Annotated in this window: 21 protein-coding genes, 1 tRNA gene and 3 pseudogenes; 10 read left to right on the forward strand and 15 right to left on the reverse strand. The window is 71.2% G+C overall.

Annotated elements, in window-relative coordinates; all coding sequences use genetic code 11:
• Positions 1 to 161: 161 nt before the first annotated feature.
• Together ABZ449_RS37405 and ABZ449_RS37410 are read right to left on the reverse strand one after the other, a co-directional pair.
• Positions 162 to 2,015: an FG-GAP-like repeat-containing protein gene (locus ABZ449_RS37405; RefSeq protein ID WP_360355226.1), complete on the reverse strand. Its 1,854-nt coding sequence runs from the start codon at positions 2,013 to 2,015 to the stop codon at positions 162 to 164.
• Between the two features lie 76 nt (positions 2,016 to 2,091).
• Positions 2,092 to 2,814, reverse strand: a complete 723-nt coding sequence (locus tag ABZ449_RS37410; RefSeq protein ID WP_360355229.1) for a hypothetical protein — start codon at positions 2,812 to 2,814, stop codon at positions 2,092 to 2,094.
• 298 nt (positions 2,815 to 3,112) lie between these two features.
• On the opposite strand from ABZ449_RS37410, the gene ABZ449_RS37415 reads away from it, so the two are divergent.
• Entirely contained in the window at positions 3,113 to 4,258 is a 1,146-nt protein-coding gene (locus ABZ449_RS37415; protein WP_360355231.1) for a hypothetical protein, read from the forward strand.
• A gap of 41 nt (positions 4,259 to 4,299) precedes the next feature.
• Positions 4,300 to 4,815, forward strand: a complete 516-nt coding sequence (locus ABZ449_RS37420; RefSeq protein WP_360355233.1) for a hypothetical protein — start codon at positions 4,300 to 4,302, stop codon at positions 4,813 to 4,815.
• Between the two features lie 58 nt (positions 4,816 to 4,873).
• Here ABZ449_RS37420 and ABZ449_RS37425 read toward each other — a convergent pair whose 3' ends face one another.
• From ABZ449_RS37425 to ABZ449_RS37440, 4 genes are all read right to left on the reverse strand, one after another.
• The gene (locus ABZ449_RS37425) at positions 4,874 to 6,382 is read right to left on the reverse strand and encodes an RICIN domain-containing protein (RefSeq protein ID WP_360355236.1); all 1,509 of its coding nucleotides are present in this window, start codon (positions 6,380 to 6,382) and stop codon (positions 4,874 to 4,876) included.
• A gap of 56 nt (positions 6,383 to 6,438) precedes the next feature.
• Entirely contained in the window at positions 6,439 to 7,965 is a 1,527-nt protein-coding gene (locus ABZ449_RS37430; protein WP_360355239.1) for an RICIN domain-containing protein, read from the reverse strand.
• Between the two features lie 281 nt (positions 7,966 to 8,246).
• Positions 8,247 to 8,810: a dihydrofolate reductase family protein gene (locus tag ABZ449_RS37435; RefSeq protein WP_360355241.1), complete on the reverse strand. Its 564-nt coding sequence runs from the start codon at positions 8,808 to 8,810 to the stop codon at positions 8,247 to 8,249.
• Between the two features lie 100 nt (positions 8,811 to 8,910).
• Positions 8,911 to 9,156 (reverse strand): hypothetical protein, encoded by a 246-nt coding sequence (locus ABZ449_RS37440; RefSeq protein WP_360355243.1) that lies wholly within the window; start codon positions 9,154 to 9,156, stop codon positions 8,911 to 8,913.
• A 547-nt stretch (positions 9,157 to 9,703) separates the two neighbouring features.
• Here ABZ449_RS37440 and ABZ449_RS37445 point away from each other — a divergent pair.
• Positions 9,704 to 9,777 (forward strand) — tRNA-Met (locus ABZ449_RS37445).
• Positions 9,778 to 9,974: 197 nt separating this feature from the next.
• Here ABZ449_RS37445 and ABZ449_RS37450 read toward each other — a convergent pair.
• The 3 genes and pseudogenes from ABZ449_RS37450 to ABZ449_RS37460 all read right to left on the reverse strand — a co-directional run.
• Complete coding sequence (locus tag ABZ449_RS37450; RefSeq protein ID WP_360355246.1) at positions 9,975 to 10,376, reverse strand: Rid family hydrolase; 402 nt, start codon at positions 10,374 to 10,376, stop codon at positions 9,975 to 9,977.
• A 932-nt stretch (positions 10,377 to 11,308) separates the two neighbouring features.
• Complete coding sequence (gene mgtA / locus ABZ449_RS37455; RefSeq protein ID WP_360355249.1) at positions 11,309 to 13,969, reverse strand: magnesium-translocating P-type ATPase; 2,661 nt, start codon at positions 13,967 to 13,969, stop codon at positions 11,309 to 11,311.
• 32 nt (positions 13,970 to 14,001) lie between these two features.
• Positions 14,002 to 14,184: pseudogene (locus tag ABZ449_RS37460) on the reverse strand (universal stress protein); the annotation flags it as partial.
• 145 nt (positions 14,185 to 14,329) lie between these two features.
• On the opposite strand from ABZ449_RS37460, the gene ABZ449_RS37465 reads away from it, so the two are divergent.
• The 4 genes and pseudogenes from ABZ449_RS37465 to ABZ449_RS37480 all read left to right on the forward strand — a co-directional run bounded on the left by ABZ449_RS37465 (position 14,330) and on the right by ABZ449_RS37480 (position 17,724).
• Entirely contained in the window at positions 14,330 to 14,641 is a 312-nt protein-coding gene (locus tag ABZ449_RS37465; RefSeq protein WP_360355251.1) for a hypothetical protein, read from the forward strand.
• Between the two features lie 177 nt (positions 14,642 to 14,818).
• Complete coding sequence (locus ABZ449_RS37470; protein ID WP_360355254.1) at positions 14,819 to 16,387, forward strand: oleate hydratase; 1,569 nt, start codon at positions 14,819 to 14,821, stop codon at positions 16,385 to 16,387.
• 77 nt (positions 16,388 to 16,464) lie between these two features.
• Positions 16,465 to 16,647: pseudogene (locus tag ABZ449_RS37475) on the forward strand (oleate hydratase); the annotation flags it as partial.
• Positions 16,648 to 16,851: 204 nt separating this feature from the next.
• Positions 16,852 to 17,724, forward strand: a complete 873-nt coding sequence (locus ABZ449_RS37480) for a universal stress protein (protein ID WP_360355257.1) — start codon at positions 16,852 to 16,854, stop codon at positions 17,722 to 17,724.
• A gap of 409 nt (positions 17,725 to 18,133) precedes the next feature.
• Here ABZ449_RS37480 and ABZ449_RS37485 read toward each other — a convergent pair whose 3' ends face one another.
• From ABZ449_RS37485 to ABZ449_RS37505, 5 genes are all read right to left on the reverse strand, one after another.
• Positions 18,134 to 18,904, reverse strand: coding sequence for an HPF/RaiA family ribosome-associated protein (locus ABZ449_RS37485; RefSeq protein ID WP_360355259.1), 771 nt, complete (start codon positions 18,902 to 18,904; stop codon positions 18,134 to 18,136).
• Positions 18,905 to 18,925: 21 nt separating this feature from the next.
• Entirely contained in the window at positions 18,926 to 19,921 is a 996-nt protein-coding gene (locus ABZ449_RS37490; protein ID WP_360355262.1) for a carbamate kinase, read from the reverse strand.
• A gap of 2 nt (positions 19,922 to 19,923) precedes the next feature.
• Entirely contained in the window at positions 19,924 to 20,928 is a 1,005-nt protein-coding gene (argF, locus tag ABZ449_RS37495) for an ornithine carbamoyltransferase (protein ID WP_360355265.1), read from the reverse strand.
• Positions 20,929 to 21,108: 180 nt separating this feature from the next.
• Positions 21,109 to 22,332, reverse strand: coding sequence for an arginine deiminase (locus ABZ449_RS37500; RefSeq protein ID WP_360355268.1), 1,224 nt, complete (start codon positions 22,330 to 22,332; stop codon positions 21,109 to 21,111).
• Between the two features lie 39 nt (positions 22,333 to 22,371).
• Positions 22,372 to 23,742, reverse strand: a complete 1,371-nt coding sequence (locus ABZ449_RS37505; protein ID WP_360355271.1) for an amino acid permease — start codon at positions 23,740 to 23,742, stop codon at positions 22,372 to 22,374.
• A gap of 254 nt (positions 23,743 to 23,996) precedes the next feature.
• Between ABZ449_RS37505 and ABZ449_RS37510 the strand changes: the two are divergent.
• From ABZ449_RS37510 to ABZ449_RS37520, 3 genes and pseudogenes are all read left to right on the forward strand, one after another.
• A pseudogene (locus ABZ449_RS37510) lies at positions 23,997 to 24,610 on the forward strand (universal stress protein).
• Positions 24,611 to 24,792: 182 nt separating this feature from the next.
• The gene (locus tag ABZ449_RS37515; protein WP_360355273.1) at positions 24,793 to 25,494 is read left to right on the forward strand and encodes a response regulator transcription factor; all 702 of its coding nucleotides are present in this window, start codon (positions 24,793 to 24,795) and stop codon (positions 25,492 to 25,494) included.
• A 112-nt stretch (positions 25,495 to 25,606) separates the two neighbouring features.
• Complete coding sequence (locus ABZ449_RS37520) at positions 25,607 to 26,026, forward strand: pyridoxamine 5'-phosphate oxidase family protein (RefSeq protein ID WP_360355275.1); 420 nt, start codon at positions 25,607 to 25,609, stop codon at positions 26,024 to 26,026.
• 29 nt (positions 26,027 to 26,055) lie between these two features.
• Here ABZ449_RS37520 and ABZ449_RS37525 read toward each other — a convergent pair.
• On the reverse strand, positions 26,056 to 26,331 hold a 276-nt coding region (locus tag ABZ449_RS37525), incomplete at its 5' end, for an ATP-binding protein (RefSeq protein ID WP_360355278.1).

Here is a 26,331-nt window from a genome sequence, read left to right on the forward strand (position 1 = left end):
CTACCCCCCCCATAATTACTCACCCCCCCACACCCCCCCGGGCCGCCCCCCCCCCCCCCGCGGGGGGGGGGGGGGGCGCCCCCCCCCCCCCCCCCCACGGCCCCGCTTCCCTCCGGCTCCGCGGCGTCGCACCGTTCCGAGGGTTGCGACGCCGCGCCGCGCTAGCGGGTCCGGAAGCGGCGGTGGAGGTTGCGGGCCACGTACACCCCCGGGCCGCCGAAACCGACGAGATCGACGCGCCCGTCGCCGGTGATGTCGGCGACGAAGCGGGGGTGCCGGTCGACCCGCCAGGCGCCCGAGTCGTCGCTGTATCCGAAGCCGCGGCACACCAACTGGGCCTGCTCGAAAGCGCCTTCACCGAGGCCGTGGGACACCCAGACGCCCTCGTCGCCGAAGCCGACGATGTCGAGCCGGCCGTCACCGGTCGTTTCCGTGAGGAAGCGGAGGTGCTTCCTGTGCGTCCAGCCCTGTGCCGTCCCGAAGTCGTTCAGGACGAGCTTCGCGGGCTCGAACGTGCCGTCGCCGCGCCCGCGGGCCACCGCGACGCCCTGCGGGCCGAAGCCGACGATGTCCACGTGGCCGTCGACGGTGGTCTTGATCAGGAACCGGGGATGCTTCGCGACCGACTTCCAGCCCTGGGTGGTCCCGAAGTCGCCGAGGACGAGCTCGGGTTCGGTGAACGTGCCGTCCTCGTCCTGACGGGAGATCCAGACGCCGTCGTCGTGGCAGCCGACGATGTCGAGCCGGCCGTCACCGGTCGTGTCTGCGAGGAAACGGGGGTGCCGGTCGAGGAGCCAGCCGCCGGCCTCCTCGCCGTGGCCGAACGCCTTGAGCGCCGGCGCGTCGGGGAGTTCGGTGAACGTGCCGTCCTCGTCCTGACGGGAGATCCAGACGCCGTCGTCGTGGCAGCCGACGATGTCGAGCCGGCCGTCACCGGTCGTGTCCGCGAGGAAACGGGGGTGCCGGTCGGCGAGCCAACCGCCGGCCTTGCGGTCGTTCCCGAAGGCCTTGAGGACCAGCTTGCCGGTGGCGGGTGCGAACGTGCCCTCCTCGCCCTGGCGTGACACCCGGACGCCGTCGGCGGCCAGCACCACGATGTCGGGCCTGCCGCCACCCGTGGTGTCCGCGAGGGTCCACAGGTCGGCGGGCGCCAGGGCGGAGGCGGTCTTGAACAGGGGATGCTCGTCGTCGAAGGTGCCGTCGCCCCGGCTGGACGACGTCACGGCTCCCGTGGCGGGCTTGAGTCCCACGATGTCGTGCCGCCCCGCCCCCGTGAGGTCGGCGAGGAACCGCGCACCCGTCCCGGCCCACCAACCCGACTGCCCGGGGGCGCGGTTGAGTCCCTCGCCGGGCCACTCCCCGGCAACCTTGTCGCTGCCGAACTGCTCCTGGACCAGCAGCATGTCGCTGAACGACGGCGTCGCACCTGGTGTCATCCGCAGCGCGGACGAGCGGACCAACGGCCAGGACCGGCGGCCGTTCCAGTGGTCCCGGTGGGCGAAGCGCAGCACGGGATCGCTGGTGCGCTCGGGTTCGGCGGTGACGAACCGCCAGCGCTGGGTCTTCGAGCCGTCGTCGTACGCGCGCAGGACGACCCGGGTCTCGGCCTCCTGCTCGTCGTCCTCGTCACGGTCGGGCAGGTCGAGGACGACGCCGTCGGTCGCGCTCTCGATGAAGTAGAGGCCCGCCTCGCCCTCGACGGGGACGACGTGCCACTGCTGGTTCTTCTTGCCGCCGGCGGCCGCTTGGCGCAGGCCGCGGTCCTTGCCGCCGGGGTCGTCGAACACCTTGCCGCCGGCCGCGTTGCGGATCACATAGCCCTGGTCGTCCTGTTCGAACCCGCCCTGCGCGGTCTTCACAGGAGTGAGCTGCCACTGCTCCGGGCTCGGCCCGTCCTCGGGGAAGTCGCGGACGACGAGCGCCCCGTCCGCGCTCGGCGCCAGCGGGGCGCCGAGGGTCTTCCCCGTGGCGGCGTTGACGATCTCCAGTTTCAGTTCTTGCGTGGGCACGGGCATCGTGGTGCCTCTTCCAACTCTTCCGGACGGTGCGGGCGTCGGCTCGGGACGGGGGCGGCGCGGCGGTGGGCGCGGCTCACGTGAAGACGTGGTGGTACGGCACGTTCCACTCGTTGGGCAGCCGCGGGTAGAAGGTGTTGATGATCGTCCCGGTGAAGTCCCCGCCCCAGTTGTAGGTGAGGCGCACCTCGTTCTCGGGCGTCACCGCGTGGTCCTTGAAGCCGAGGATGGCGTCGGGGTGGGTGATCGGCACGAAGGTGATCCCACCCCACGGCGTCACCGTGACGACCCAGAGCTGGGTGTCCTCGGGCGCGCCGTTCCTGCCGCGCCATTTGTCGCCGACCTTGTCGGGCAGGCCCACCTGCACGGTGTCGGCCGTCGCGGCCTTCGGGGCGTCCTGGTGGACGCTGATGCGCCGGCGCTGGGGCTTCGGAGTGCCGTCGTCACCGCGCCCGGCGGCGGTGCCGGCCGGATCGACGGGCTTGGGGGTCACCTGGCCTGCGGCGCTCTCCAGGAAGTAGAGCGGCCGCTGCCCGAAGAAGCCGCCGGGGGTGACGTACCAGAGGTGGCCCTTGGCCTCCTTGGTGTCCGGGTCGAGCGTGGTGGCCAGTTTGACCCCCTTGTCGTGGACCGATTCCTTCAGGTCGACGGGCCGCAGGTAGCCGCCGTTGAAGGCGTGCACGAGCATGACCGGCCGGTTCTCGACCAGCGCCGCCACGATCGCGTTGTCATAGCTGTTCACCGCCACCGGGCCACCGACCACCAAATTCGCCATCGCGGTGCGTTCTTGGGTGTACATAGCGGAAACCTCACCTGTCTGGATACGGGAGAAATGCGTCGGGCGCTCAGTTCAGGGGATGGCACGGAATTGCCGAGTTGTCAGGGTGCCACACTCCCCAATTCACCGGCAGCGCCCGGACGTTGCTTCACCCGATCGAGTGTCATGCCCGCAACCGCCACTCCGGGCAATGGGCACCGTGATAGCTTCCATCGCCGGAACGTGCGCAGAATTCTGTTCCCAAATCACCGAAATTCACCGAATTCACCTCGACGCGGTTCGACCGGATCAATTCGAGGACATCATCCGAGGACGGGGAATGCCTTCCAACGCGTACAACCTGGATCGGGCCAAGCGCCGGCCGCTGACCAAGAAGAACCTACGGGAACTGGGCATCGAGCAGACCTGGCAGGCCATCCTGGACCACCCGGGTCTGGTCTACGTGGACGACTACGGCGTGAAGCACAAGCCCGTCGGCTTCTCCATGAACAAGTCCAGCTTCGGCACCTTCCCCGGAACCGCGCACCAACTCGGCTGGCTCGCCTACATGAACCTCGGCGAGCCGCTGATCGAGGAGCGGCGCAACCTCCACCAGCCGCCGCCCGACACGTTCTCCTCGCGCAGCTACGTCAACCGCAGCCGGACGGCCGAGATGGACTTCACCGACTCCGTCGAATTCACCGTGTCGAACGCGGTCACCTGGTCGCTCCAGGGAGAGTCCCAGCTCACCTTCGGCGGCAGCGTCAGCGCCGAACTCCAGCTTCAGCTGCAGAACCAGCTCCAGGTGGACCTCCAAGCGCAGCTCCAGGGGCAGCTCGGGGCGCAGCTCGGCACTCAGCTGCAGAACACCATGGAGAACAAGTGCACCAACACGGTGACCAATGAGAACAGCAAGGACGACATCGGGGTGGACACCGCGAACGGCACCGAGAACGGCGTGAACAACTCGGTGACGAATTCGGCGTCGGCCTCCGCCGAGGCGTCGGCGTCGAGCTCGGTGACCGACTCGGTGGCGTTCACGACCACGGGCAGCGCCACCGGCAACGCGCAGCTCAACGCCCAGTTGGTGCTGGGCATCACGGGCTCCGTCAGCGGCACCCTGACCACCGGCTGGATGTCCAACTCGCAGATCTCCGGCAAGGTCCCGCCGGGCTCCCGGGTGGAGACCCTGGTCAGCCAGCGGCGCACCCGCAAGCAGTACTCCTACGAGATCCCGGTGACCTTCTCCGGGCTGCTCGCGGTGCAGTACGACGTGCCGGTCGCGGTGCTGTCGCCGCCGCAGCCCGGGGAGTACCCCGGCCTCGCCCGGCTGGTGGCCCGCGACATCGCCGACCTCGACCTGGCGGGCGGCGGTTTCCGGATGAAGGGGCTGGCCGAGGTGGTTTCCGCCTTGGAGGTCCACCACACGATGTTCGACGGCGAGAGTCTGACCGACAGCGAACGGGAGCTGTTCAAGAAGCCCTGACGGGGCGGGCGGCGCCACCACGACGACCAGAGGTGACAACCATGGTGTTCGGCAACATCTTCGACTCCGCGGGCAAGGGCGCGGGGTTGTTCTCGGTGATCACCGGCGGCGGCAAGCCGGAGCCGGGGGCGGACGTCGACTTCGAGGACGCCGACGACGACACGTACGACGACACGACCACGAGCCTGTTCACCAGCGGGATCCACGGGGCCAACGACCGCGCGAAGATCGTGCAGGAGCAGTCGCCCGAAGCACGGGCCGTCCTCGGCTTCCTCGGGTCCTTCGTCCGGACCACCCAGGCGTCGGCCGGCACGCAGGCCCAGTACGCCCAGGACCCCGACTCGGTGTCCACGGCGGCGGCGGGCGGCATGCAGGCCTCCAGCCCGACGGTGACGGAGCACAGCGGTCTCCAGAAGGACTCGGACTTGGAGAGCAGGCCGAAGAAGAGCGACTACGCCAAGCCCCCCAAGCCTGCCAAGCCGACCGCGGAGGCTCCCGAAGCTCCTGCGGCGCCCGAGGCCGCCAAGCCCGCTGCCGACGACCCGTCGCGCTCGTAGCGGCGGACGGTTGACGAGGGGGTCAGGGGCGCTACCGCCCCTGGCCCCCTCGCGGTTGTCAGACCGGGAGCAACTGCCACTGCCGGTTGCGCTGGTCGCCGTCCGACTCGTGCTGCTTCACCGCGGCGGGCGCGGTGGCATCGACCCGCAGGAGCAGGCCGCTGCGCCGGTTGGCGATCTCGTACACCCGGGGGCTGTCGGTCGCCGGGCCCACCGGGATCAGCCGCCACTGCTGGTGATGCGCGTCGCCGCCCTGGTAGGCGCGTTGCGCCGCCACCGCGCCGGCCGCCTCCTCCCCGTCGATGATCTCCAGGACCTTGCCACTGCGCAGGTTCTCGATCGTGTAGAGGACGTCGCCGCCACTCTGGCCCGCCACGACCAGCCGCCAGCGCTGGTGTTCCCGGGGGACGGCGAGGGACTGGTGGATCTCGGCCCCGTCCTTGGTGGACTCGCGCAGCACGCCCATCCGCAGCCTGCTGCGGACGTTGACCCAGGAGACCACCGTGCCGGACTCGGGTAGGCCGGCCAGCAAGGGCGAGGCGATCTTCCGGATCCGGTTGTTGACGTGGTCGGCGATGTAGAGGGTGTCCACGCAGTCCACGGCGAGCGCGGCCGGGTTGTTCAACTGGGCCTTCGCGGGCGCGCCGTTGTCGCCTCCGAAGCCCGCGGTGCCGGTACCGGCGACAGTGCTGATCCTGCCGTCGGCCGTGATCCTCCGGACCCGGTGGTTGTTGTAGTCGGCGAAGTAGACGACACCGCCGCTGTCCACCGCCATCCCCATGGGGAGGTTCAGTTGGGCCTTGTCCGCCGGACCGCCGTCGCCCGCGAAGCCCGCGGTGCCGGTGCCGGCGACGGTGCTGATCCTGCCGTCCGTGGCGATCTTCCGGACCCGGTGGTTGCCGCCGTCGGCGAAGTAGAGGGTGCCCGCGGCGTCCACCGTCAGTCCGCGCGGGCAGTTCAGTTGGGCCTTGTCGGCAGGGCCTCCGTCGCCCCCGAAGCCGGGGACGCCCGTGCCGGCGACGGTGCTGATCCTGCCGTCGGCGGTGATCTTCCGGATCCGGTGGTTGTTGTAGTCGGCGAAGTAGACGACGCCGCCGCTGTCCACCGCCACCGCCACCGGGTAGTTCAACTGTGCCGAGCTCGCTGCGGTGCCGTTGCCGCTGAAGCCCGCGGCGCCCGTGCCGGCCAGTGTGGTGATCCTGCCGTCCTTCGTGATCCTCCGGATCCGGTGGTTGGCGGCATCGGCGATGTAGAGCGTGCCCGCGCTGTCCGCGGCCAGTCCACGCGTTTGGTTCACCTGGGCGAGCACGGACGGGCCGTTGTCACCGCTGAATCCCGCGGAGGCGGTGCCGGCGATGGTGCCGATCCTGCCGTCCGTGGTGATCTTCCGGACCCGGAGGTTGCTGTAGTCGGCGATGTAGAGGGCCCCGGCGCTGTCGACCGCCAGTCCGAGCGGGCGGCTGAGCTGTGCTGAGACGGCAGGTCCGTTGTCCCCTGCGAACCCCGCCGTACCGGTCCCCGCGACCGTGGTGATCGGAGGGGCGGACTGCTTGTCGGGAGTGGTCATCGTCATTCCTTCGCTCGTGGTGCCCGGGTATCGAAGACGTGGCTGCTCCTCGTGCGTCACACGGGGAGCAGCTGCCACTGCCGGTTGCGGTGGTCGCCGTCCGCCCCTTGCTGCTTGACGGCCACGGGGGTGTTGGCGTCGACGTGCAGCAGCAGACCGCTGTGCCGGTTGGCGATCTCGTACACCCGGGGGCTGTCCGTCGCCGGGCCCATGGGGATCAGTCGCCACTGCTGGTGGTGCGCGTCGGTGCCCTCGTAGGGGCGCTGCGCGACCACCGTCCCGCGCACCTTCAGCGCTTCGGGAACCTCCAGGACCTTGCCGCTGCGCAGGTTCTCGAACGTGTAGAGCACCTCGCCGTCCTCCTGGCCCGCCACCACCAGGCGCCAGCGCTGGTGCTCCCTGGGCGCGGCGAGGACCTGGTGGATCTCGGCCCCGTCCTTGGTGGACTCGCGCAGGGCCCCCATCCGCAGCCTGCTGCGGACGTTGACCCAGGAGACCACCGTGCCCGACTCGGGAAGGCCGGCCACCGTCGGCGAGGAGATCCTTCGGATCCGTTGTCCGCTGTACTCGGTGATGTAGAGGGTGTCCACGCAGTCCACGGCGAGCCCCAAGGGGTTGTTCAGCTGGGCCTCTCCCCCGGGGCCGCCGTCACCGCTGGAGCCCGCGGCGCCGGTACCGGCGACCGTGCTGATCGTCCCATCGGCTGCGACCTTCCGAATCCGGTTGTTGCTGTACTCCGCGATGTGGAGGACGCCGGCGCCGTCCACCACCACCCCGGTCGGGACGTTCAGTTGGGCCTTGTCGGCCGGGCCGCCGTCACCGCCGAAGCCCGCGGCGCCCGTGCCGGCCAGTGTGCTGATCGTCCCGTCGGCGGCGACCTTTCGAACCCGGTGGTTGAGGCTGTCGGCGATGTAGAGGGTGCCCGCAGCGTCCAGCGCCAGCCCGTGCGGGCGGTTCAGTTGGGCCTTGTCGGCAGGGCCTCCGTCGCCGCCGAAGCCCGCCGCGCCGGTACCGGCGACCGTGCTGATCATCCCGTCCGCCGAGACCTTCCGGACGCGGTCGTTGTTGTAGTCGGCGATGTGGAGGACGCCGGCGCCATCCACCACCACCCAGAACGGGCTGTCCAGTTGGGCCTTCTCGGCCGGGCCTCCGTCGCCGCCGAAGCCCGCCGCGCCGGTACCGGCGACCGTGCTGATCGTCCCATCGGCTGCGACCTTCCGAATCCGGTTGTTGCCGGCATCGGCGATGTGGAGGATGCCCCTCCCGTCCACCGCCACTCCGCGCGGGTGGTTCAGTCGGGCCTTGTCGGCAGGGCCGTTGTCGCCGCCGAAGCCCGCGGCGCCCGTACCCGCGACCGTGCTGATCCTCCCGTCGGTCGTGATCTTCCGGACCCGGTGGTTGTCGCGGTCGGCGAAGTAGAGGGTGCCGGTGCCGTCCACCGCGATCCCGAACGGACGGTTCAACTCGGCGGAGACGGCAGGCCCGTTGTCCCCTTTGGGGCCCGCCTCCCCGGTCCCCGCGACGGTGCTGATCGGAGGGGCGGGGTTCTCCCTGCCTGTCGTTGCTTCCGGGGCGGTGCTCATCGTGATCCCTTCGCCGTTCACTGGCCGCCTGTTGCTCTTTTCAGGTGACTGTCGGTTGATTCCAGAAAGTCACACGGGCAGGGGGTTGGCAATTGCCCGTCCGAGTGCATTCCTGTGCGACACGTTGACGACGCCGTCGCGGCCCGGAGCGGTCCGACGACCACCCGCTCAGGCGGGCACGAGGTACTCGGACGGCGTGGCGGCACGGCCTTCACGCCGCGCGAGCATCGCGCCGACCACCGCCGACCAGGGGAAGCGCCTGGAAAGTGAGAACGAGCCGGCTAACGCGCCACGCGGTAGCCGAGGTAGACGAACCTCGAGCTGAAGGTGCGGGTCTCGACGAGTTCGAGATCCACCCGGCGCTCGCGTCGGGGGAAGAACGGGATGCCACCGCCGACCAGCACCGGACAGACCATGGCCCGGTACTCGTCGATCAGTCCCAACGCGGCCGCCTCGGCGGCGAGAGTCGCGCCGCCGATCGCGATCTCGCCCTCCCCCGGCTCGGCCCGCAACCGCTCGATCTCCTCCGCCACGCCCCCGGAGGCCAGGCGGGCATTGCCCCGCACCGCCGACAGCGTGGTCGAGAACACCACCTTCGGGAGCGGCTTCCAGAGCGCCGCCCACTCGAGCATCGAGGCGTCGAGCGACGGATCCTCGTCGGCGGTCTCCCAGTACAGCATCGTCTCGTACAGCCGCCGCCCCAACAGGTGGACGCCGACCCCCCGGATCTCGTCGATCCAGAAGCGGAAGACCTCATCGTCGGGCGCCGTCCAGTCGAAGCCGCCGTCCGGCCCGACGATGTAGCCGTCGAGTGAGACGTTCATCGAATAGGTCACGCTGCGCATCGGAAGCCCTCCTCGGTGACGGGCTCGACAGTATGACCGCCCGACGCCTCAGGACTCCTCGCGGCTCGCGGGATCCCCTGGGCCGAGTCGCCTCACGAGATCATTGCGCTTGCGTCCGGCCGAGTTCCCCGGTCGGCTGCGTCTCCTCGTACCCGGGGCGGCGCCGGATGCCCGCCTCGACCATGCGGTCGATGCCGGGGTTCAGGATCTCCTCCGCGTAGGCCGCGTGGTTGCCGGGCTGGCGCGAGAGGTACGGGTTGGCCGGGCACGTGCCGCTCGGGCGCGGTGCGGAACAGGAACCACCAAGGACTACGCCCCGCTCAAGCACCGCAAGGAGGGCGATCACCGCGACGTCCCGTTGCCGGCCCGGCTCAACCTTCCCAGCACTCGCCGCCTGGTCACTTCCCGGAAATCGCCCCTTGACCCCCAGCGGTCGAAAGGGGGTGACGGTCCGTCCGCTCAGTCCAGAACCCGCTGGTCAGGGCTTAAGCTGTCCAGCGCGCATGACGTCCCTGCCGCCTCATGACGCCCAATCCGTGAGAGGCGCGTGAGAGGCGACATACGACCGAGCCTTCGAGGGTGATTTGCATCACAGGCCCAGTCTATGCCTCTCCCGCCTTCCGGACGCCCGGTCCAGGGCCCGAAGCGAACCGCCCGACCGGGGTTCGTCGCCGCACATTGCGGTGGACGGTCAGGGCGACGGTCGCCCGCAGCGAATTCTCCTCCGAGACGGCGATTGCCTAAGGGTTGTCCACTGGTGACCAGTCATCCGGCGCGTGATGCTCAGGATGGAATCCTGGCCACCGAGGCCACCTGCTGCAGGCATTTTCTCGGCGGCGAAATGAGATTTCGCGCTGTGTGGGCTGTGCCACAGAGTTGGTGTCACCCACCGGCGCGGGGTGGAGCAGCTCGGTAGCTCGCTGGGCTCATAACCCAGAGGTCGCAGGTTCAAATCCTGTCCCCGCTACTACGCAACAAGGCCGGGCCTGTCGCACTGTGTGCGTCAGGCCCGGCCTTCGTGTTGGTTTGATCAGCAGCCGATGGCTGTGTCGGCCTCGATTCGTCAGCGGTGAGCGGGTCGTGATCGTCCTGGCGGTTCGCCCCTAATAGCGGCCGTGCGGGCCGCCGGCCCCGCGCCTTACCGGCGGCGCGGTTGCGGGGAGGTCACACGCCCGTCGTTCCCCGGTACGCTTCCACCTCTACTTCGACCAGCACCCGGGAGTCTACGAACCCGGTGACGATCACCACGGTCGCGGCGGGGCGTACCGTGCCGAAGATCTCCCGGTGGGCGAAGCAGGCCGCGTCGACGTCACGCGCGTGGGTGAGGTAGGTCCGGGTGCGGATGACGGCCTCGGGGCCCAGGCCGAACTCCCTCAGCTGGGCGAGGGCGTTGCCAAAGGCCACGGCGGTCTGTTCGCGGGCATCGCCTTCGCCCATCAGCTCATCCCCGCTGTACGGCAACATTCCGGCCACGCTGACCCGGTCCCCCGCGGCGACGGCGCGCGAAGACCCCATGATCTTCTCCCATCGGCCGTCGTCCTGCGCTCGCTGCACGGCATCGGTCATACGGACACAGCCTCCATGGGCTCTTCCAAGGTGAACGCCTTGGCGTGGAGCACCCGGCCGAACATGACGCCCCCGGGAAAGGTTGGCCGTCGTCCCCGGATCGTCCAAGCCGCACACGCCCCCACGGGCGAATATCAGCCGATCGATGGGGGCGCCGCACTTCACCGGCTCGGACAGGTTCCACCGGGCGCCTCGGCGGTGCCGGTGACGGCACGGCGAGCCCGGCCATCCCGGATCCGAGCATACGAGGGCCGCGCAGAGCGGGGCCGGTCCCAGTTGAACGGTCGCCAGGGGTCGTGCAGAAGCGGGAGAAGGCGGCCGCGCCGACGGCTGATTCTCCGCCCCGACCCCGGGCCCGCCTCACCGGGATGCTCGCCGCGACCGGGACGCCCTTGCTCCGGGCGTGTTCCATCTCCAGCCGTTCCGCCTGGCTGCGAGGTTTCTCCTTCTCCACCTCGGCCGCGGAGTTCTTCTGGCGGGCCGGGCTCGTACGGTAGTCGACCAGGGTCTCCAGGGTCCGGACGTCGTACGCGGCCCGCCGTTCCGGAGCCGATCCGATGTGACCTCAGCACCTCTTTGCCGGAGGGCCGGTGTGGCGGGTCCAGGAGTGGCGACAGTTGCGTGCCGTTCACACGGCAGCACCACGCGCGGTCCCGGGTGGTCGTCCGCAACGACGTCAGCGTCGAGGTCCCCGGCCCGGCCGACCCGTTCCGTGGTGGTGAAGCCGTCGCGTTCCAACGGCTCGCGGCGCATCTGCGGACAAGGGTGGGGCGTGCGGAGACGCCGGCGCGGATGAGGGCCCACAGCGGGTGGAGGAATCGGCGTAGAGAACTGACGCCCGCGTGATGTATCGATGGTTCCGGGCTGAAGAAGATCGGCAAAAGCATCACGGAGCTGTACGGCGACAAGGCGGTCCTGACCATGTACCGGGCTCAGGTCAGTGGGCCGGGGTGGCTGAAGCGGCTTGCCCTGCGGTGGATGCGGTGCGCGTGCCCCCGGCGGCGGCGTGCGGGCACGGCCGGGGCGGTGGCGGCGGGCCGGGTGAAGAACCACCGCTTGGTGCCTTCGATCAGGACGAGGTAGACGACGACCAGCGCCGCCAGGGCGAGGAAGAAGGCCGGCGGGAGTGGTGCGAAGCCCAGTGTCCCGGCGAACGGTGAGAACGGCAGCGCGACGCCCAGGGCCACCACACCGAGCGAGGCGGCCAGCAGCGGAACGCTCGGGCGGCTGCGCAGGAAGGGGATCCGGCGAGTGCGGATGGCGAAGATCACCAAGGTCTGGGTGGCGAGGGATTCCACGAACCATCCGGAGCGGAACAGCACGGGCCCCGCGTGGAAGAGGCCGAGCATCACCCAGAAGGTGAGGAAGTCGAACAGCGAGCTGACCGGGCCGAAGCACAGCATGAAGCGACGGATGAAGGCGATGTCCCAGTGCGAGGGGGCGCGCAGCTGCTCCGCGTCGACCCGGTCGGTGGGGATGGTGAGCTGTCCGGTGTCGTAGAGGAGGTTGTTGAGCAGGATCTGCGAGGGCAGCATCGGCAGGAACGACAGCAGCAGCGAGGCACCGGCGGCGCTGAACATGTTGCCGAAGTTGCTGGAGGTGCCCATCAGCACGTACTTGATCGTATTGGCGAAGATCCGCCGTCCCTCGGCGACGCCGTCGGCGAGCACGCCGAGGTCCTTCTCCAGCAGGACGGCGTCGGCGGCGTCCTTGGCCACGTCGGTGGCGCTGTCCACCGAGATGCCGATGTCGGCGGCGTGCAGGGCCAGCGCGTCGTTGACGCCGTCGCCGAGGAAGCCCACGGCCCGGCCGCTGCCACGCAGCGCGCGAACGACCCGCGCCTTGTCCTCCGGCGAGACCCGGGCGAAGACGGTCGCCCGTGCGGCGGCCTCGGCCAGTTGTTCGTCGTCCAGGGCGGAGACGTCCCGGCCGGTGAGGGTGGTGCCGTCGGGCAGGCCGAGGTCGGCGCACACCTTCTCGGCCACCAGCGGGTTGTCCCCGGTGCAGATCTTGACGGTGATGCCGAGTTCGGCGAGGCGGCGCAGGGAATCGGCGGCGCCCTGCTTGGGCGGGTCACGGAAGACCAGGAACCCGGCCAGGTGCAGTCCGGTTTCGTCGGACTCGCGGATCGTGGAAAGTCGGCCGCCGTCCTTGGTGGCCACCGCGACGACGCGGTGGCCGGCGGCGAAGAGGCCGGCCAGCACGGGGGCGGCCGTGGCGGGCACGGCGTCGCAGCGGGTGAGGACGGTTTCCGGTGCACCCTTGGTGACGAGCAGTCGTGTGCCGTCGGGGCGCTGGACGACGGCGGAGGAGAGCTGACGCTCGTGGTCGAAGGGAAGGCCGACGAGCCGGTGGTGTCCGGCCGTCAGCTGTGCGGCGCCAGGGGCCTGCCAGAGGGCGGTGTCCAGGGGATTTCCCCCCAGGTGGTCGCCGTCCAGGGCCCCTTCGGTGGCGAGCAGGCCGAGCAGGATCGCGTCGTCGCCGGCGGTGCCGGCGGGATCGAGGGCCTTCTCGAACGTGATCCGGCCTTCGGTGAGGGTGCCGGTCTTGTCGGTCACCAGGATGTCCATGTCACCGAGGTCCTCGATGCACACGAGACGCTTGACGAGGACTTTGCGGCGGGCGAGGCGGCGGGAGCCTGCTGCCAGGCTGGTGCTGACCACGGCGGGCAGCAACTGCGGAGTGATCCCGACGGCGATGGCGAGCGAGAACAGCAGGGCGTCCAGCAGCGGCCGGTGCAGCATCGTGTTGATCACGAAGATGCCGGTGGTGAGAACCGCGGCGACCTGCAGCAGGAGCACCGAGAAGCGGCGCAGGCCCACCTGGAACGCGGTCTCCGGCTGCCGTTCCCCCAGGCCGAGCGCGATCCGGCCGAACTCGGCGCGCCCACCGGTGGCGACGACCACCCCGGTGCCCCCGCCCGCGTGCATCACCGTGCCCATCAGGGCGCAGCACGTGAGTTCCGCCAGCGCGGCCGCGCCGTCCACCGGCTCCAGGTCCTTGGGCACGGGTGCGGACTCGCCGGTGAGGACGCTCTCGTCGCATTGCAGGCCGGTGCACTCCAGTAGCCGGACGTCGGCGGGCACGACCTGGCCGAGGATCAGCCGCACCACGTCGCCGGGGACCAAGTCGGTGACGTCCACCTCCTGTTCGTGGCCGTCGCGCAGTACCACGGCGGTGTGCCGCACCTGCGAGTGCAGGGCCTGCGCGGCCCGTTCGGCCCGGTACTCGTTCGCGAACCCGAGGGCGACGCTCAGCAGCAGGATCACACCGATGATCACCGCATCGGTGCGCTCGCCGAAGAAGAACGACACCACCGCGGCGGCCAGCAGGAGGAGCAGCAGGGCGCTGCGCAACTGGCGGCCGAGAACCGCCAGGGCTCGGACGTGGTGGGAGCGCACCGCGTTGGGGCCGATTGCCGCGAGCCTGCGCCCGGCCTCCGCCCCGGACAGGCCGGCGCGGGTGCTGCCCAGGCGGGCGAGCACGTGGTCGGCGTCCAGAGCGGCCGCCTGGCGAGCGGGCACCCCGACGGCCTCGTCCTGCCGGTCGGCGGCCGTGTCCGCGGGGCCGGACGGCGCGAGGGACTGGTACATCGGCTGGAACTCCTGTCAGCTGCGGGTGCGGGTCACCGGCCGGCGGCCGGCCCGTCGGTGTACTCGGCGCGCTCGGCGCGCTCGTGCCCGGTGTCCCGGACGACGACGACCGGGCACGAGGCGTGGTGGACACAGTGCTGGCTGACCGAGCCGAGCAGCGCTCCGGCGAAGCCCCCGTGGCCGCGGTTGCCGAGGACCAGGAGTTCGTTGCCTTCATCCCACCGCCTCGGCCCGGCGTCCGCAGGGGCCGGGAGGTGCACCCGTTCAAGGCCGAAGGTCCCCGGTCCGTGGTCAGCCGATGCGGTAGCCGGTCATCACGTCCGCGCCGATCCGCTCGCAGCGCCCTGGGGGCGCGAGGAGATGGGCCTCGCGTTCACGGCCTGCCTGACCGGTCCGGCCCTGGCCGTGTCGGCCGCCGGACGGCGCAAGGCTCAGGTGATCGGTGCGACCATCACCGTCGGAGCGGTGGGCTTCGCCGTCAACTTCATCGCCATGGCCTGGCATCCGGCCGCACCGCTGAGGTATCCGAGCCCGTTCCACTACTACACGCCCGGCGACGCGCTCGCCCACGGCACCCTCACCTGGGGGTCGTTCGCCGTCCTGCTGGCCGTGGGAGCCGCCGGGCTCGGCGTAGCGGTCCCGCTGCTGCTCCGCCGGGACCTGGCGCCCTGAACCCGAGAGGTCCCGGGCACCGCCCGGGACCCTCGTTCCGCTCCGGGTGACCTTCGGCCCACAGACCCGGCGCAGCGACGAGTCGGAAGCTGTCCGTGAACGGTCCCACAGGGACGCGGTCCGGTCGCCGGCTCCCCGGCAACCGGACCTCGGAGAGCAAGAGTTCAGGAGTCTGTGATGGCCAAGGCGTATCTGGTCGGAAGCGGCATCGCCGCACTGTCCGCGGCCGCGTTCCTCATCCGCGACGGCGGCTTCGCGGGCAGCGACATCCACCTCTTCGAGGAACAGCAGGAGATCGGCGGCAGCCTCGATGCGGGCGGCACACCCCAGACGGGCTACACCATGCGCGGCGGGCGGATGTTCGAGGCCCGCTTCCGCTGCACCTACGACCTGCTCGCGGACATCCCCTCGCTGGACGACCCCTCGAAGTCGGCCACCCAGGACATCCTCGACTCCCATGACGAGTCCCCCTGGGACGATGCCGCCCGGCTGGTCACCGAGGGTGGCCGAATCGTCGACGGGCACGCGATGGGCTTCTCCGAACGGCACCGGCTGGAGCTGGTCACCTGCCTGGCCACGCCCGAGAGGCTGCTGGACGGCAAGCGGATCACCGACTGCTTCACCGAGTCCTTCTTCACCACGGACTTCTGGTACATGTGGTGCACCACCTTCGCCTTCGAACCCTGGCACAGCGCCGTCGAGTTCCGCCGCTACCTGAAGCGCTTCGTCCACCTGTTCCCGGAGTTCGAGACGATGTCCGGGATCTACCGCACCCGCTACAACCAGTACGACTCCATCGTGCGCCCGCTGACGGCCTGGCTGCGCGGACACGGGGTGACGATCCACACCGGCTGCCGGGTCGCCGACCTCGCGCTGAAGCCCGGCGACGGCACCACGGTCCAACGGATCCTCTTCGCCGGCGGACACGACGAGATCCAGGTGGCTTCCGAGGACCTGGTGTTCGTCACCAACGGCTCGATGACCGCCGACTCCGCCTACGGCTCCCACACCGAGGCCCCGCCCGCCCCGCACACCGGTCGCAGCCCGGGCTCCTGGCTGCTGTGGCACCGGCTCGCCCGCGGCCGTGAGGACTTCGGCCGTCCGGCCGTCTTCGACGGCAGCCCGAAGGACTCGACCTGGGAGTCCTTCACGGTGACCGCCAAGGACCCGGCCTTCCTGGAGTGGATGGAGACGTTCACCGGCCGCGCCACCGGCCGCGGCGGCCTGCTGACGCTGACCGCCTCCAACTGGCTGCTCACCGTCGTCGTCAACCGCCAACCCGTCTACCAGCAGCAGCCCGAGGGCGTCTCCGTGTGGTGGGGCTACGGCCTGTTCCCGGACCGGCCGGGCAACTTCGTGCAGAAGCCGATGTCGGAGTGCACCGGCGAGGAGATCCTCCAGGAGGTGCTGCAGCACCTGCACCTGGAGGCCGAGGCGGCCGACCGGGTGCTGGCGACGTCGACCGTCATCCCGTGCCTGATGCCCTACATCACCAGCCAGTTCCTGGTCCGCGGCCACGGCGACCGCCCGCAGGTCGTGCCCAAGGGATCGACCAACCTCGCCTTCATCGGCCAGTTCGCCGAGGTCCCCGACGACGTGGTCTTCACCGTCGAGTACTCGGTGCGCACCGCCTGGACCGCCGTCGCCCAGTTGCTGAAGCTCGACAAGCAGCCGCCGGCCGTCTACAAGGGCCATCACGACCCGCACATCCTGGCCGAGGCTCTGCACACCATGCACCGCGAGTAGCCGATCCACGGGCACGAGGGCCGGGCGCACCCGCGCGCCCGGCCCTCGTCGTTCTCCGGACCGAACCGGGCCCACCCGCCTTCCTCGGCCAGTTCGTGGAGATCCCCGAAGACGTGGTCTTCACCGTCGAGTACTCGGTGCTCGGCGCCATGCACGCCGTCTACCGGCTGCTCGGTCTCGACAAGCCGATCCCGCCCGTCTACCACGCCCTCTCCGATCCGAAGACGGCGTTCCGCGCGCTGAAGACCTCCTTCGGCTGAGCGCGCGACAGCTCCCCGAGCCGAATGGCCGAGGGCGTGCACCTGAGATGTCTCGGGTGCACGCCCTCGGCCGTTCGGGACCTTGGGCCCCGCCCGCGGACCCGGCCGGCCCTGGGGATGCAGGATCGCCATCGGCGAGGCTGGTCCCCGACCTCGGACGGCTGTGCCCGGGCAGTCCCGAGCAACGGAAAGTAGGACCCTTCCATGAGCAAGTACATCCTGGCCGGCATCGACGGCTCGGCCGAGAGCACCGCAGCAGCGCAGTGGGCGGCCGACGAAGCGGTGCGCCGCGGCCACGCCCTGCGACTCGTCCATGCCTGGACCTGGGAGGACGACGTCCACGCCGGTCCCGGCCAGCCGGATGACGTGCGTGCCCTGACCGAACGCCTGCTCGCCGACGCCGCGCAGCAGGTGTGCTCGGCCCACCCAGGGCTGGAGGTGCACACCGGCCTTCTGCCCGGCCACGAGCCGACCGCGTCCCTCCTCGCTGCCGCGGCCGAATCCGAACTGCTCGCCGTCGGTTCGCTGGGACTGGGCGGCTTCGAGGGTCTGCTGGTGGGATCGGTCGGTCTGAACGCCGCGGCACGATGCGATGTGCCCGTCGTCCTCGTCCGGGCCGCGCAGACCCAGCAGGCCGACGCCCGCGACGCTGCCGAGGTGGCCGTCGGCATCGACACCCGTGCCCCGGCGGACGAGGTCATCGACTTCGCCTTCCAGGAGGCCGCGGCCCGCGGCACCGTGCTGCGTGCCGTTCACGGCTGGACCCCTCCGGCGGTCTGGGGCTACGCGGGCTGGGTGGCACCGCAGGTAGAGACCGAGCGGTTCCGCACCATCGAGGACGAGTTGCTCAGCCAGGTACTCGGCGTGTGGCGGGACAAGTACCCGCACGTCGCGGTGATCGAGGACAGCCGGATCGGTAGCAGCGCCGGCGCGGTGGTGGACGCATCCCGCGATTCCGCACTCGTCGTGGTCGGCCGCCACCGGCGCCGCCACCACCTCGGCCTGCGCCTCGGCCCGACCGCCCACGCGGTGATCCACCACGCACAGGCTCCGGTCGCCGTCGTCCCGCACGACTGAAACGCCGCACGTGCCCCACCGGATACGGGGCGCCGAACGATGACGCTCCGATGCCGCGTCCACCCCGGGTGGACGCGGCATCCGGCTTCCGGCCTGCGCTTGACCCGCGTCGACGCCGTCAGCACTCCGCGAAGTGTGTGGAGTCCGGCGGGCACCGGTGCGGGTGAACGGCCGGCACGCAGGGTTCCCCCGGAGGCGCCGGTGTGGATCCGTACTCCGCGGTGCGCGTGGGACAGCTTCACGTCCGGACCACCGCAGAACGCCACGGCCCGCCACCGTGGCTTCGGTGGCGGGCCATTCGCGATCACGTCCGGGGCCGCACCAGGGCGGCCCCGGGGCGGCCCCACCCGCTCCCGGTGACCTTCCCGGGCCCGGCCGCTCCCCCAGCCGCCGGGCCTGCTCGCGCCGGCTACTGCGCGGGGGTGATGATGCCGTAGTGGCCGTCGTAGCGGTGGTACAGGACGTTGCCGCGCCCGGTCTCGCTGTTGGTGAAGAAGACGAACGGCAGGCCGCTGAGGTCGAGCCGCGAGACGGCGCCGGCGACGGTCAGTTCGGGCACCGCGTCGGTGCTCACCGAGATGCCCGGCTCGGTCTCCGGCGCCGGTCCGACCGACGCGATCCGATAGTCCCCCGTCGCCCCGTCGTGGTGGACGACGCTGTCGCAGCCCGTCACCGCGTCGGTGTACAGGTGGAAGTCGTGGTCCATCGTGTCCAGGTCGAACACCGCCGCCCACGTGGTCTGACGCGTGAAGCTGTAGCTCTTGTGCCGCACGATGCGGCGCTCCTCGGCATCCAGCACCTGGCGCTGCGGCCGGTGTTCCTGCCCGACGCCGGGCCGCTCAGCGTGCTGGCGGTGGTGCCGGTGGTGGGTCCGGACCCGGGCGATCCTGGCGTTCAGCCGGTCCTGGAGCAGGTCGACGGCTTCCTGCATGGTGGCGGCGGCGACGTGGGCGCGCACGGGCCGGCCGTTCAGGTCGAGCGTGGCCTGCGCGGTCGACGGCTTGGCCACGGCGTGGTTGGGCTCCTGGGTGAGCTTCACCCTGACGGCGAGGACCGGTTCGTCGAGCTTCTCCAGGACGGCGAGCAGCTTCGTCCTGGCGTGGTCGGGCGCGGCCAGGGTGACCTCACCGCGGGTCGTCACCGTGACGGCGGGGGCGGGTCGGGTCTGCAGCCGGTTCATGGTGGTTCCCTTCCTGGTGCGTCAGACCGTGGTGTGCGTTCCGGCGGGGTCGTGGGCCGGAGTTCCGGCCGGCAGGGCCTCGTGGTCCGGCTTCGCTCCTGCGGGGGCGGTCCGGACGGTGGTGCCGGTGGTTCCGAGGAGCGTGCCCAGCGCGTTGTCCAGCGGGCCGATGGCGGCGATCCGGCCGGTCCGCTCGGCGAATCCGGCGGCGGCGTCGGCCTTGGGCCGCATCGACCCCTCGGGCAGGTCGAGTTCGCGCAGGCGCTCGGGGGTGGCGGTGACCAGCGGGCCCGGGTGGGCCGTGCCGTAGTGGGTGAACACATGGGTGACGTCGGTGAGGATCAACAGCGCGTCGGCGTCGAGCTGTTGGGCGAGCAGGGCGGCGGTGAGGTCCTTGTCGACGACCGCCTCGACGCCGCGTACCCGGCCGGTGTGCGGGTCACGGGTGACCGGGACGCCTCCCCCGCCGGCGGCGATCACCACGGCGCCGGTCGCCAGCAGGGTGCGGACGGCCGGTACCTCGACGATCGCCTTCGGCTGCGGGGAGGGAACCACGCGGCGCAGGTGCGCGCCGTCGCGCGCGGTGGTCCAGCCGCGCTCGGTCTCCATCGTCCTGGCCTGCTGGTCGGTGAGTCGGCCGCCGATGAACTTGCCCGGCCGTTGGAAGGCGGGGTCGTGGGGGTCGACCTCGGTGTGGGTCACCAGTGCGGTGACGGCGCGGCCCGGCAGCCGGTCCATGAGCTCGCGGGCGAGCAGGGTGCCGATCATGCCCTGGGTCTGGGCTCCGAGGACGTCCAGCGGGTAGGGCGCGGTGAGCGCCGGGTCAGCCTCGCTCTCCTGGGCGAGCAGGCCGATCTGCGGGCCGTTGCCGTGGGTGATCACGACCTCGTGCCCGGCGGTGACGAGTTCGGCGAGCGATCGGGCCGCGTCGTGGACGTGGTGCTGCTGGACGGCGGCGTCGGGGTGCTCGCCCCGCTGGAGCAGGGCGTTCCCGCCGAGGGCGGCGACGATGCGCATGGTCACTTCCTCCCCAGGGTGGCGACGAGGACCGCCTTGATGGTGTGCATGCGGTTCTCGGCCTGGTCGAAGACCAGCGAGGCCGGCGACTCGAAGACCTCGTCGGTGACTTCGAGGCCGTCGAGCCCGTGCTCGGCGGCGAGTTCGGCGCCGAGGTCGGTGCGGCGGTCGTGCAGGGCGGGCAGGCAGTGCAGGAAGGCGGTGTCCGCCTTGCCGGTCGCCGCCATCGTCTTGGCGTTGACCTGGTACGGCAGCAGCCGGGCGATGCGCTCGGGCCACTGGGCGTGGTCCTCGCCCATGGACACCCAGACGTCGGTGTAGAGGTAGTCCGCGCCGCGTACGGCCTCCTCGACCTCGTCGCTGAGGGTGATCCGGGCGCCGCTGTCCTGGGCGATTCGCCGGCATTCGTCGACGAGCAGCGGGTCGGGCCACAGCTCGCGCGGAGCGGCGATCCGCACGTCCATGCCGAGCAGGCTCCCCATCATGAGCAGGGAGTTGGCGGTGTTGTTGCGGGCGTCACCGAGGTAGCAGAAGGAGATCTCCTCCACCGGCTTTCCGCTGTGCTCGCGCATGGTGAAGACGTCGCACAGGCTCTGTGTGGGGTGGCAGGCGTCGGTCAGGCCGTTGTACACGGGGACGCCGGCGCGGGCCGCGAGTTCGGTGACGGCGTCCTGGTCGAAGCCGCGGTACTCGATGCCGTCGTACATCCGGCCGAGGACCCGGGCGGTGTCGGCGATGGTCTCCTTGTGGCCGATGTGCGACCCGTCCGGGCCCAGGTAGGTGGTCATGGCGCCCTGGTCGGCCGCCGCGACCTCGAAGGCGCAGCGGGTCCGGGTGGAGTTCTTCTCGAAGATCAGGGCGATCCTGCGGCCGGTCAGCCGCGGCGTTTCGGTGCCCGCGCGCCGGGCGGCCTTCAACTCGGCGGCGAGGTCGAGGAGGTGGTGGATCTCGGAGGCGGTGAAGTCGAGTTCGCGCAGGTAGTGGCGGCCGTTGAGGTCGACGGTCATGACGGGCTCCCTAGGAGTGTGAGGCGGTCCGGAAGGACCAGGTGTGGCTGACGGCGGGTTGCCGTTTGTGGCTCGGTGACCGCCCGGCCCCCGGGGCGCTCCGACCGCTGATCGAGAACTGCGGTCACGCTGGTGAGGGGCCTGTCAGCGGAGTGTGCTCGGGCCACTTCTTCTTACCGGTCAGTTGGCGGGGTCGCGCTGGATGGGGCAGCTCATGCAGCGCGGGCCGCCGCGGCCGCGGCCGAGCTCGGAGCCCGCGATGGTGACGATCTCGATGCCCTGCTTGCGCAGGTAGGTGTTGGTGGTGGTGTTGCGCTCGTAGCCGACGACGACGCCGGGTTCGAGGGCGAGGAAGTTGCTGCCGTCGTCCCACTGCTCGCGCTCGGCGGCGCGGGCGTCCTGGTCGGCGGACAGGAAGCGGACCTTGTCCAGGCCGAGGGCCTCGGCGAGCGAGGCGGCGAGGTCGGTGTCGGTCCGTACGTCGAAGCCGGCCGCCCGCTCGGGGGCGGGGGTGAGGGTCCACGAGCGCAACCGGTGGGCCAGGCCCGGGTAGAGCGCGAAGGTGTCCCGGTCGATCATCGTCATGACGGTGTCCAGGTGCATGAACGCCCGGCTCTCCGGCAGCCGCACGGCGATCAGCCGGTGCGCGGTGTTGGTCAGGAACAGTTGCCGGGCGAGGTTCTCGACCGCCGGTGCGGTGGTGCGCTCTCCCATGCCGACCATGACGACGCCCGGGGCGATCACGTGGACGTCCCCGCCCTCCACGCTGAGTCCCGGCGCGGTGGTGGTGCCGTCGAGCAGCGGGGGTGCGGTCTCGGCGAACAGCGGGTGGAAGCGGTAGATCGCGGCGGTGTGCAGGGTCTCCCGCCGGCGGGCGGGCTTCGCCATCGGGTTGAGGCTGTACCGGGCGCCGATCCAGCAGGAGTTGTCGCGCGGGAAGAGGTGGTTGGGCAGCGGCGGGAGGGCGAAGTCCTGCTCGCCGAGGGTGTTCCACACCAGGCTGTGCGGGCTCTTCAGCGGCAGGTCGTCCTTGAGGACGCCGCCGATCAGGTACTCGGCGAGCGTGGCGCCGTCGAGTTGCTCGCACAGCTCCCGGACCGGGTCGACCAGGGCGGGGCCGACGATGGCCGGGGTGGCCACCTGGCCGAGCAGCCAGGACCGGGCGGGGCCCAGGTCGAGGGTCTCGGCGAGCAGGTCGGCGTAGTGGTGCACGCGCACGCCGTGGTCGCGCAGGACCTGGGCGAAGGCGTCGTGCTCCTCGCGGGCGCGCTTGGCCCACAGGATGTCGTCGAAGAGCAGGTCGTCGACGTTGCGCGGGGTGAGCCGGGCCAGTTCCAGGCCCGGACGGTGCAGGATCACCTGGTGCAGGCGGCCGGCTTCGGAATCGACACGCAGGGTGGACATCGTTGGTGCTCCTCGGGTTTCGGTGGGGGTGGCGCGGGGTCAGCGCGGGGTGGCGGTGCCGGTGGGAGGCGCCGTGGCGGGTCGGGTGTGCGGTCGCTTGAGCCAGATGTAGACCGGGATGCCGAGCAGGACGGTGAACAGGCCGTAGTAGACGGTCTGGTAGCCGCTGCCCTGGATCGACCAGTACGAGAAGGACAGCGCCAGGACGGTGACGGTGACGTCCCTGGCGAAGCGCCGCCGGTCCAGCTCCGCCCGGCCGCGCTGTGTCAGCCAGTACAGCTGGGCGGCGGCCGAGACCAGGTACGGGATCACGGCGGTGAGCACGCTCAGGAGCACGATCTCGGTGAACACCCGGGTGAAGCTGGTGTAGCTGATCACGGTGAGCACCGACGCGAGGACCGTCGCCGAGACGATGCCGAAGGCCGGGACCTCGCCGCGGCCCCGGGTCCGGGCGAAGGCCGCCGGGAACAGTCCGTCGCGTGCGGCGGCCATCGGCATCTCGGCGCAGATCATGGTCCAGCCGTTCAGTGCCCCGAGCCCGGAGACGATCGCCGCGACGGCGACCAGGTTCCCGGCCCAGCTGCCGCCCGCGATGTTGTTCATGGCGTCCGTGAACGGCGCTGCGGAGGAGCCGAGTTGCGCGTGCGGGACGGTGCCGAACACGGCCAGGGTGCCGAGCAGGTAGATCGCCGCGCAGGCCAGGGTCCCGTACACCGTGGCCCGGGGCACGTTGCGCTTCGGGTCCCGCACCCGCCCGGCCGCCACCGACGCGGTCTCCAGGCCGATGTAGCTGAACAGCGCGATCGCCCCGGCCGCCGACACGGCGCCCAGCGCCGAGCCGCCGCTCGCGTTGAAGGCCCCGAAGTTGCCGGACTTCACGAACAGCAGGCCGGCCGTGGCCATGAAGGCCAGCGGCAGGAACTTCAGCACCGTGGTGACCACCTGGAAGGCCCCGATGCTGCGCACACCGGCCAGGTTCACGATCGCCGGCACCCACAGGCCCGCCAGGGCTATCGCGATCGAAGTCCCCGTGTGGTGGCCCTTGTTGACGAACACCTCGACGTAGCCGACCCAGGCCACCACGATGGCCGCGTTCCCGGCCCAGGCGGTGATCCAGTACGACCAGGCGGTCAGGAACCCGGCGAACTCGCCGAACGCCTCACGGGCGTAGACGTACGGCCCGCCGCTGCCCGGCACCCGCTCCGACAGCCGCCCGAAGGTCACCGCCAGCGCCAGCGCCCCGACGGTCACCAGCACGAACGCCACCAGCGCGACCGGCCCGTACGGCGCCAGCGCCGACGGCAGCGCGAACACGCCGGTGCCGATGATGCTGCCCACCACCAGCGCCGTCGCCGCCGGCAGCCCGAAGGACGTGCTCCGCCCCTGCGGGCCGTCTTCCGGCGTGCTCACCGGTGGTCTTCCGCGGTCGTCTACGGACATCGCAGGCTCCTTCGCCAGATGCTCAACCATGCTGACGGGCCCGGTCTCCGCCGTGACCCGTCGTTGAAGATCCTCGAACCTGCGAGTGGCTCGCCCCATGGGCCAACGGTCCCGTTCCCCGCACCGGCGGTCCCGGTTTCCCCGCCCGATGGTCCCGGGCCCCGGACCGCGCCGCGCACCGGGGCATCGCCGGATCCGCCCCTGTCGGGACCACCGGCCCATCGGTGGGTTCCGTCGGTCCCTTCGCCGAAGCGCGGGAGCAGGAGATGCTCGTACTCGGCACCCGGGGTCTCGGGGGATTCGCCGGGCTGCTCGTCGGCTCGGTCTCCCTCGCCGTGACCGCCCGTGCGACCGTTCCGACGGTCCTCATCCGCGAGGCCGCGCCCCTCCCCCACGGGAACGCCGCAACCTCCGGTGAGGTCGTCGTCGGGCTCGACTCCTCCGAGCCCGGCGAGGCCGTCCTCGCCTTCGCCTTCGCCGAGGCGGAACGCCGCGGCGCCGCACTGCGCGCCGTCCACGGCTGGGAACCGCTCCCCGCCTGGGCCTACGGCAGCATGATGCCGCCCCCGATGGACATCCCGGGACAGGAGCGCACGGAGGCGGCCCTGCTCGCACAGCACCTCACGGACCACCGCAGGAGGCATCCGAACGTGGCGGTCGTCGAGGACGTCCGGCTCGGCGGCGGGCGAAGGCCGTCCTGGACGCGGCCGCCGGTGCCGAGCTGGTCGTCATCGGCCGACGCGAGCGCCGTCATCGCCTCGGCATGCTGCTCGGACCCGTCGCCCACGCCGTGCTCCACCATTCCGCCGCCCCGGTGGCCGTGGTCCCCCACCCGTGAGACCAGACCGCACCCGCCGCCGCCCACCAGGCAGCTGAAGGAGTCGCCGCAACGCCCGCGAGCCGTCCTGACGCCCCACGTGCAATAGGGCCGTCCGGCCCTACCGGCTCGCCCCGACATCCGGCACGCTGCGGTGAGATCTGTACGACCTGCCACTGGGGCAGGCTGAGCACGGAGCGGTGATGGCGGGCGACACGGTGGCCGAAGCGGGCAACCCGGTGAAGGTGTTCCTCCTCGACGACCACGAGGTGGTCCGGCGGGGCGTGCACGACCTGCTGGACGCGGAACCCGGCTTCACGGTGGTCGGCGAGGCCTCCACGATGGCGCAGGCGCTCACCCGCGTTCCCGCCCTGCGCCCCGACGTCGCGATCCTGGACATGCGCCTGCCCGACGGCGACGGCGTGACCGTCTGCCGCGAACTGCGGTCCCGGATGCCGGAGCTGGCCTGCCTGATCCTCACGTCGTTCGACGACGAGGAGGCCCTGCTCGACTCGATCATGGCCGGCGCCGCCGGGTACGTCCTCAAGCAGATCAGCGGCACCGACCTCGTCTCCGCGGTCCGCACGGTCGCCTCCGGCCAGTCCATGCTCGATCCCGGTGCCGCCACCCGGCTGATGGCCCGGCTGCGCGGTGAGGCCGCGACCCAGCAGCCGTCCGATTTCCCGCATCTCACCGACCGCGAGCGGGAGATCCTCGCCCTGGTCGGCGAGGGCCTGACCAACCGGCAGATCGGCCAGCGGCTCTACCTCGCCGAGAAGACCGTCAAGAACCACATCTCCCGTCTGCTCGCCAAGCTCGGTGTGGAGCGCCGGGTACAGGCCGCGATCATCGCCACCCAGGTACTGACGGGCCAGGGCCACCCGACGGCCCGCCGGACCGTCTGAGCGGCACTCGCGCCCGGGCCGAAAGCACCCGGTGTCGGGGACCACCCGGAGGCCTTCCGGGGGACCATCAGCCCCTCGCGGAAGGACATGCCCCCCACCGAGCATGGATGCCATGACCGCCGAATTCACACCACTGGACGAGCTGCAGTGCCTGAGACTTCTCAGCGGGACAGCCGTCGGCCGATTGGTCTACACCGTTGGCGCGCTGCCGGCCGTCATGCCGGTCCGTTACCGGATCGCGGCGGACGGCAGCGTCCTGCTCCGCGCCGACGCCGGCTCCGAGATCGCCCGGGCCGTCGCCGACGCGGTGGTCGCCTTCGAGGTGAGCGAACTCAGCGAGGCCGACGGCAGCGGATGGAGCGTCACCGTCCTCGGGCGGGCGGCTGTCACATCCGACATCCTGGAGGGCCGCCCCGTTCCTGCCTTCGTGCCCGCACCCGCAGAACCGGCCGCCGGCCACGTGACCATCCGCATCCGCCCGGAACTGGTGACCGGGCGTTCCCTGCCCGGTTCACCCCCCTGCGAGGCGTGACCGGCCCCGCGAGCACGGCCCGCCGGTCCTCACGCCAGCGGAGCGGACCAGGTCAGCCGCGTGCCTCCCTCGGTCGGACTGATCGCCTCGAACGCGCCCCCGAGGCCCTCCGCCCGCTCGGCGAGATTGCGCAGGCCGCTGCGCCGCCCCTGCTCGGGGACGCCGACACCGTTGTCCTGCACCGTCAGCACGACCTGCTGCCCGGTGGCGTGCAGCACGACCTCCACGCGGTTCGCCTTCGCGTGCCGGGCGGCATTGCTCAGCGCCTCCCCCAGGACGGCCACGACGTGTTCCGCGACCTCCGC

The organism is Kitasatospora sp. NPDC005856 (assembly GCF_040629945.1).
GTDB lineage: Bacteria > Actinomycetota > Actinomycetes > Streptomycetales > Streptomycetaceae > Kitasatospora.

What these genes read in the sequence shown, in the direction of transcription:
- ABZ449_RS37405 (WP_360355226.1), bottom strand. Translation starts at nt 2,015, where the DNA reads ATGCCCGTGCCCACGCAAGAACTGAAACTGGAGATCGTCAACGCCGCC.
- ABZ449_RS37410 (WP_360355229.1), bottom strand. Translation starts at nt 2,814, where the DNA reads ATGTACACCCAAGAACGCACCGCGATGGCGAATTTGGTGGTCGGTGGC.
- ABZ449_RS37415 (WP_360355231.1), top strand. Translation starts at nt 3,113, where the DNA reads ATGCCTTCCAACGCGTACAACCTGGATCGGGCCAAGCGCCGGCCGCTG.
- ABZ449_RS37420 (WP_360355233.1), top strand. Translation starts at nt 4,300, where the DNA reads ATGGTGTTCGGCAACATCTTCGACTCCGCGGGCAAGGGCGCGGGGTTG.
- ABZ449_RS37425 (WP_360355236.1), bottom strand. Translation starts at nt 6,382, where the DNA reads ATGACCACTCCCGACAAGCAGTCCGCCCCTCCGATCACCACGGTCGCG.
- ABZ449_RS37430 (WP_360355239.1), bottom strand. Translation starts at nt 7,965, where the DNA reads ATGAGCACCGCCCCGGAAGCAACGACAGGCAGGGAGAACCCCGCCCCT.
- ABZ449_RS37435 (WP_360355241.1), bottom strand. Translation starts at nt 8,810, where the DNA reads ATGCGCAGCGTGACCTATTCGATGAACGTCTCACTCGACGGCTACATC.
- ABZ449_RS37450 (WP_360355246.1), bottom strand. Translation starts at nt 10,376, where the DNA reads ATGACCGATGCCGTGCAGCGAGCGCAGGACGACGGCCGATGGGAGAAG.
- mgtA (WP_360355249.1), bottom strand. Translation starts at nt 13,969, where the DNA reads ATGTACCAGTCCCTCGCGCCGTCCGGCCCCGCGGACACGGCCGCCGAC.
- ABZ449_RS37465 (WP_360355251.1), top strand. Translation starts at nt 14,330, where the DNA reads ATGGGCCTCGCGTTCACGGCCTGCCTGACCGGTCCGGCCCTGGCCGTG.
- ABZ449_RS37470 (WP_360355254.1), top strand. Translation starts at nt 14,819, where the DNA reads ATGGCCAAGGCGTATCTGGTCGGAAGCGGCATCGCCGCACTGTCCGCG.
- ABZ449_RS37480 (WP_360355257.1), top strand. Translation starts at nt 16,852, where the DNA reads ATGAGCAAGTACATCCTGGCCGGCATCGACGGCTCGGCCGAGAGCACC.
- ABZ449_RS37485 (WP_360355259.1), bottom strand. Translation starts at nt 18,904, where the DNA reads ATGAACCGGCTGCAGACCCGACCCGCCCCCGCCGTCACGGTGACGACC.
- ABZ449_RS37490 (WP_360355262.1), bottom strand. Translation starts at nt 19,921, where the DNA reads ATGCGCATCGTCGCCGCCCTCGGCGGGAACGCCCTGCTCCAGCGGGGC.
- argF (WP_360355265.1), bottom strand. Translation starts at nt 20,928, where the DNA reads ATGACCGTCGACCTCAACGGCCGCCACTACCTGCGCGAACTCGACTTC.
- ABZ449_RS37500 (WP_360355268.1), bottom strand. Translation starts at nt 22,332, where the DNA reads ATGTCCACCCTGCGTGTCGATTCCGAAGCCGGCCGCCTGCACCAGGTG.
- ABZ449_RS37515 (WP_360355273.1), top strand. Translation starts at nt 24,793, where the DNA reads ATGGCGGGCGACACGGTGGCCGAAGCGGGCAACCCGGTGAAGGTGTTC.
- ABZ449_RS37520 (WP_360355275.1), top strand. Translation starts at nt 25,607, where the DNA reads ATGACCGCCGAATTCACACCACTGGACGAGCTGCAGTGCCTGAGACTT.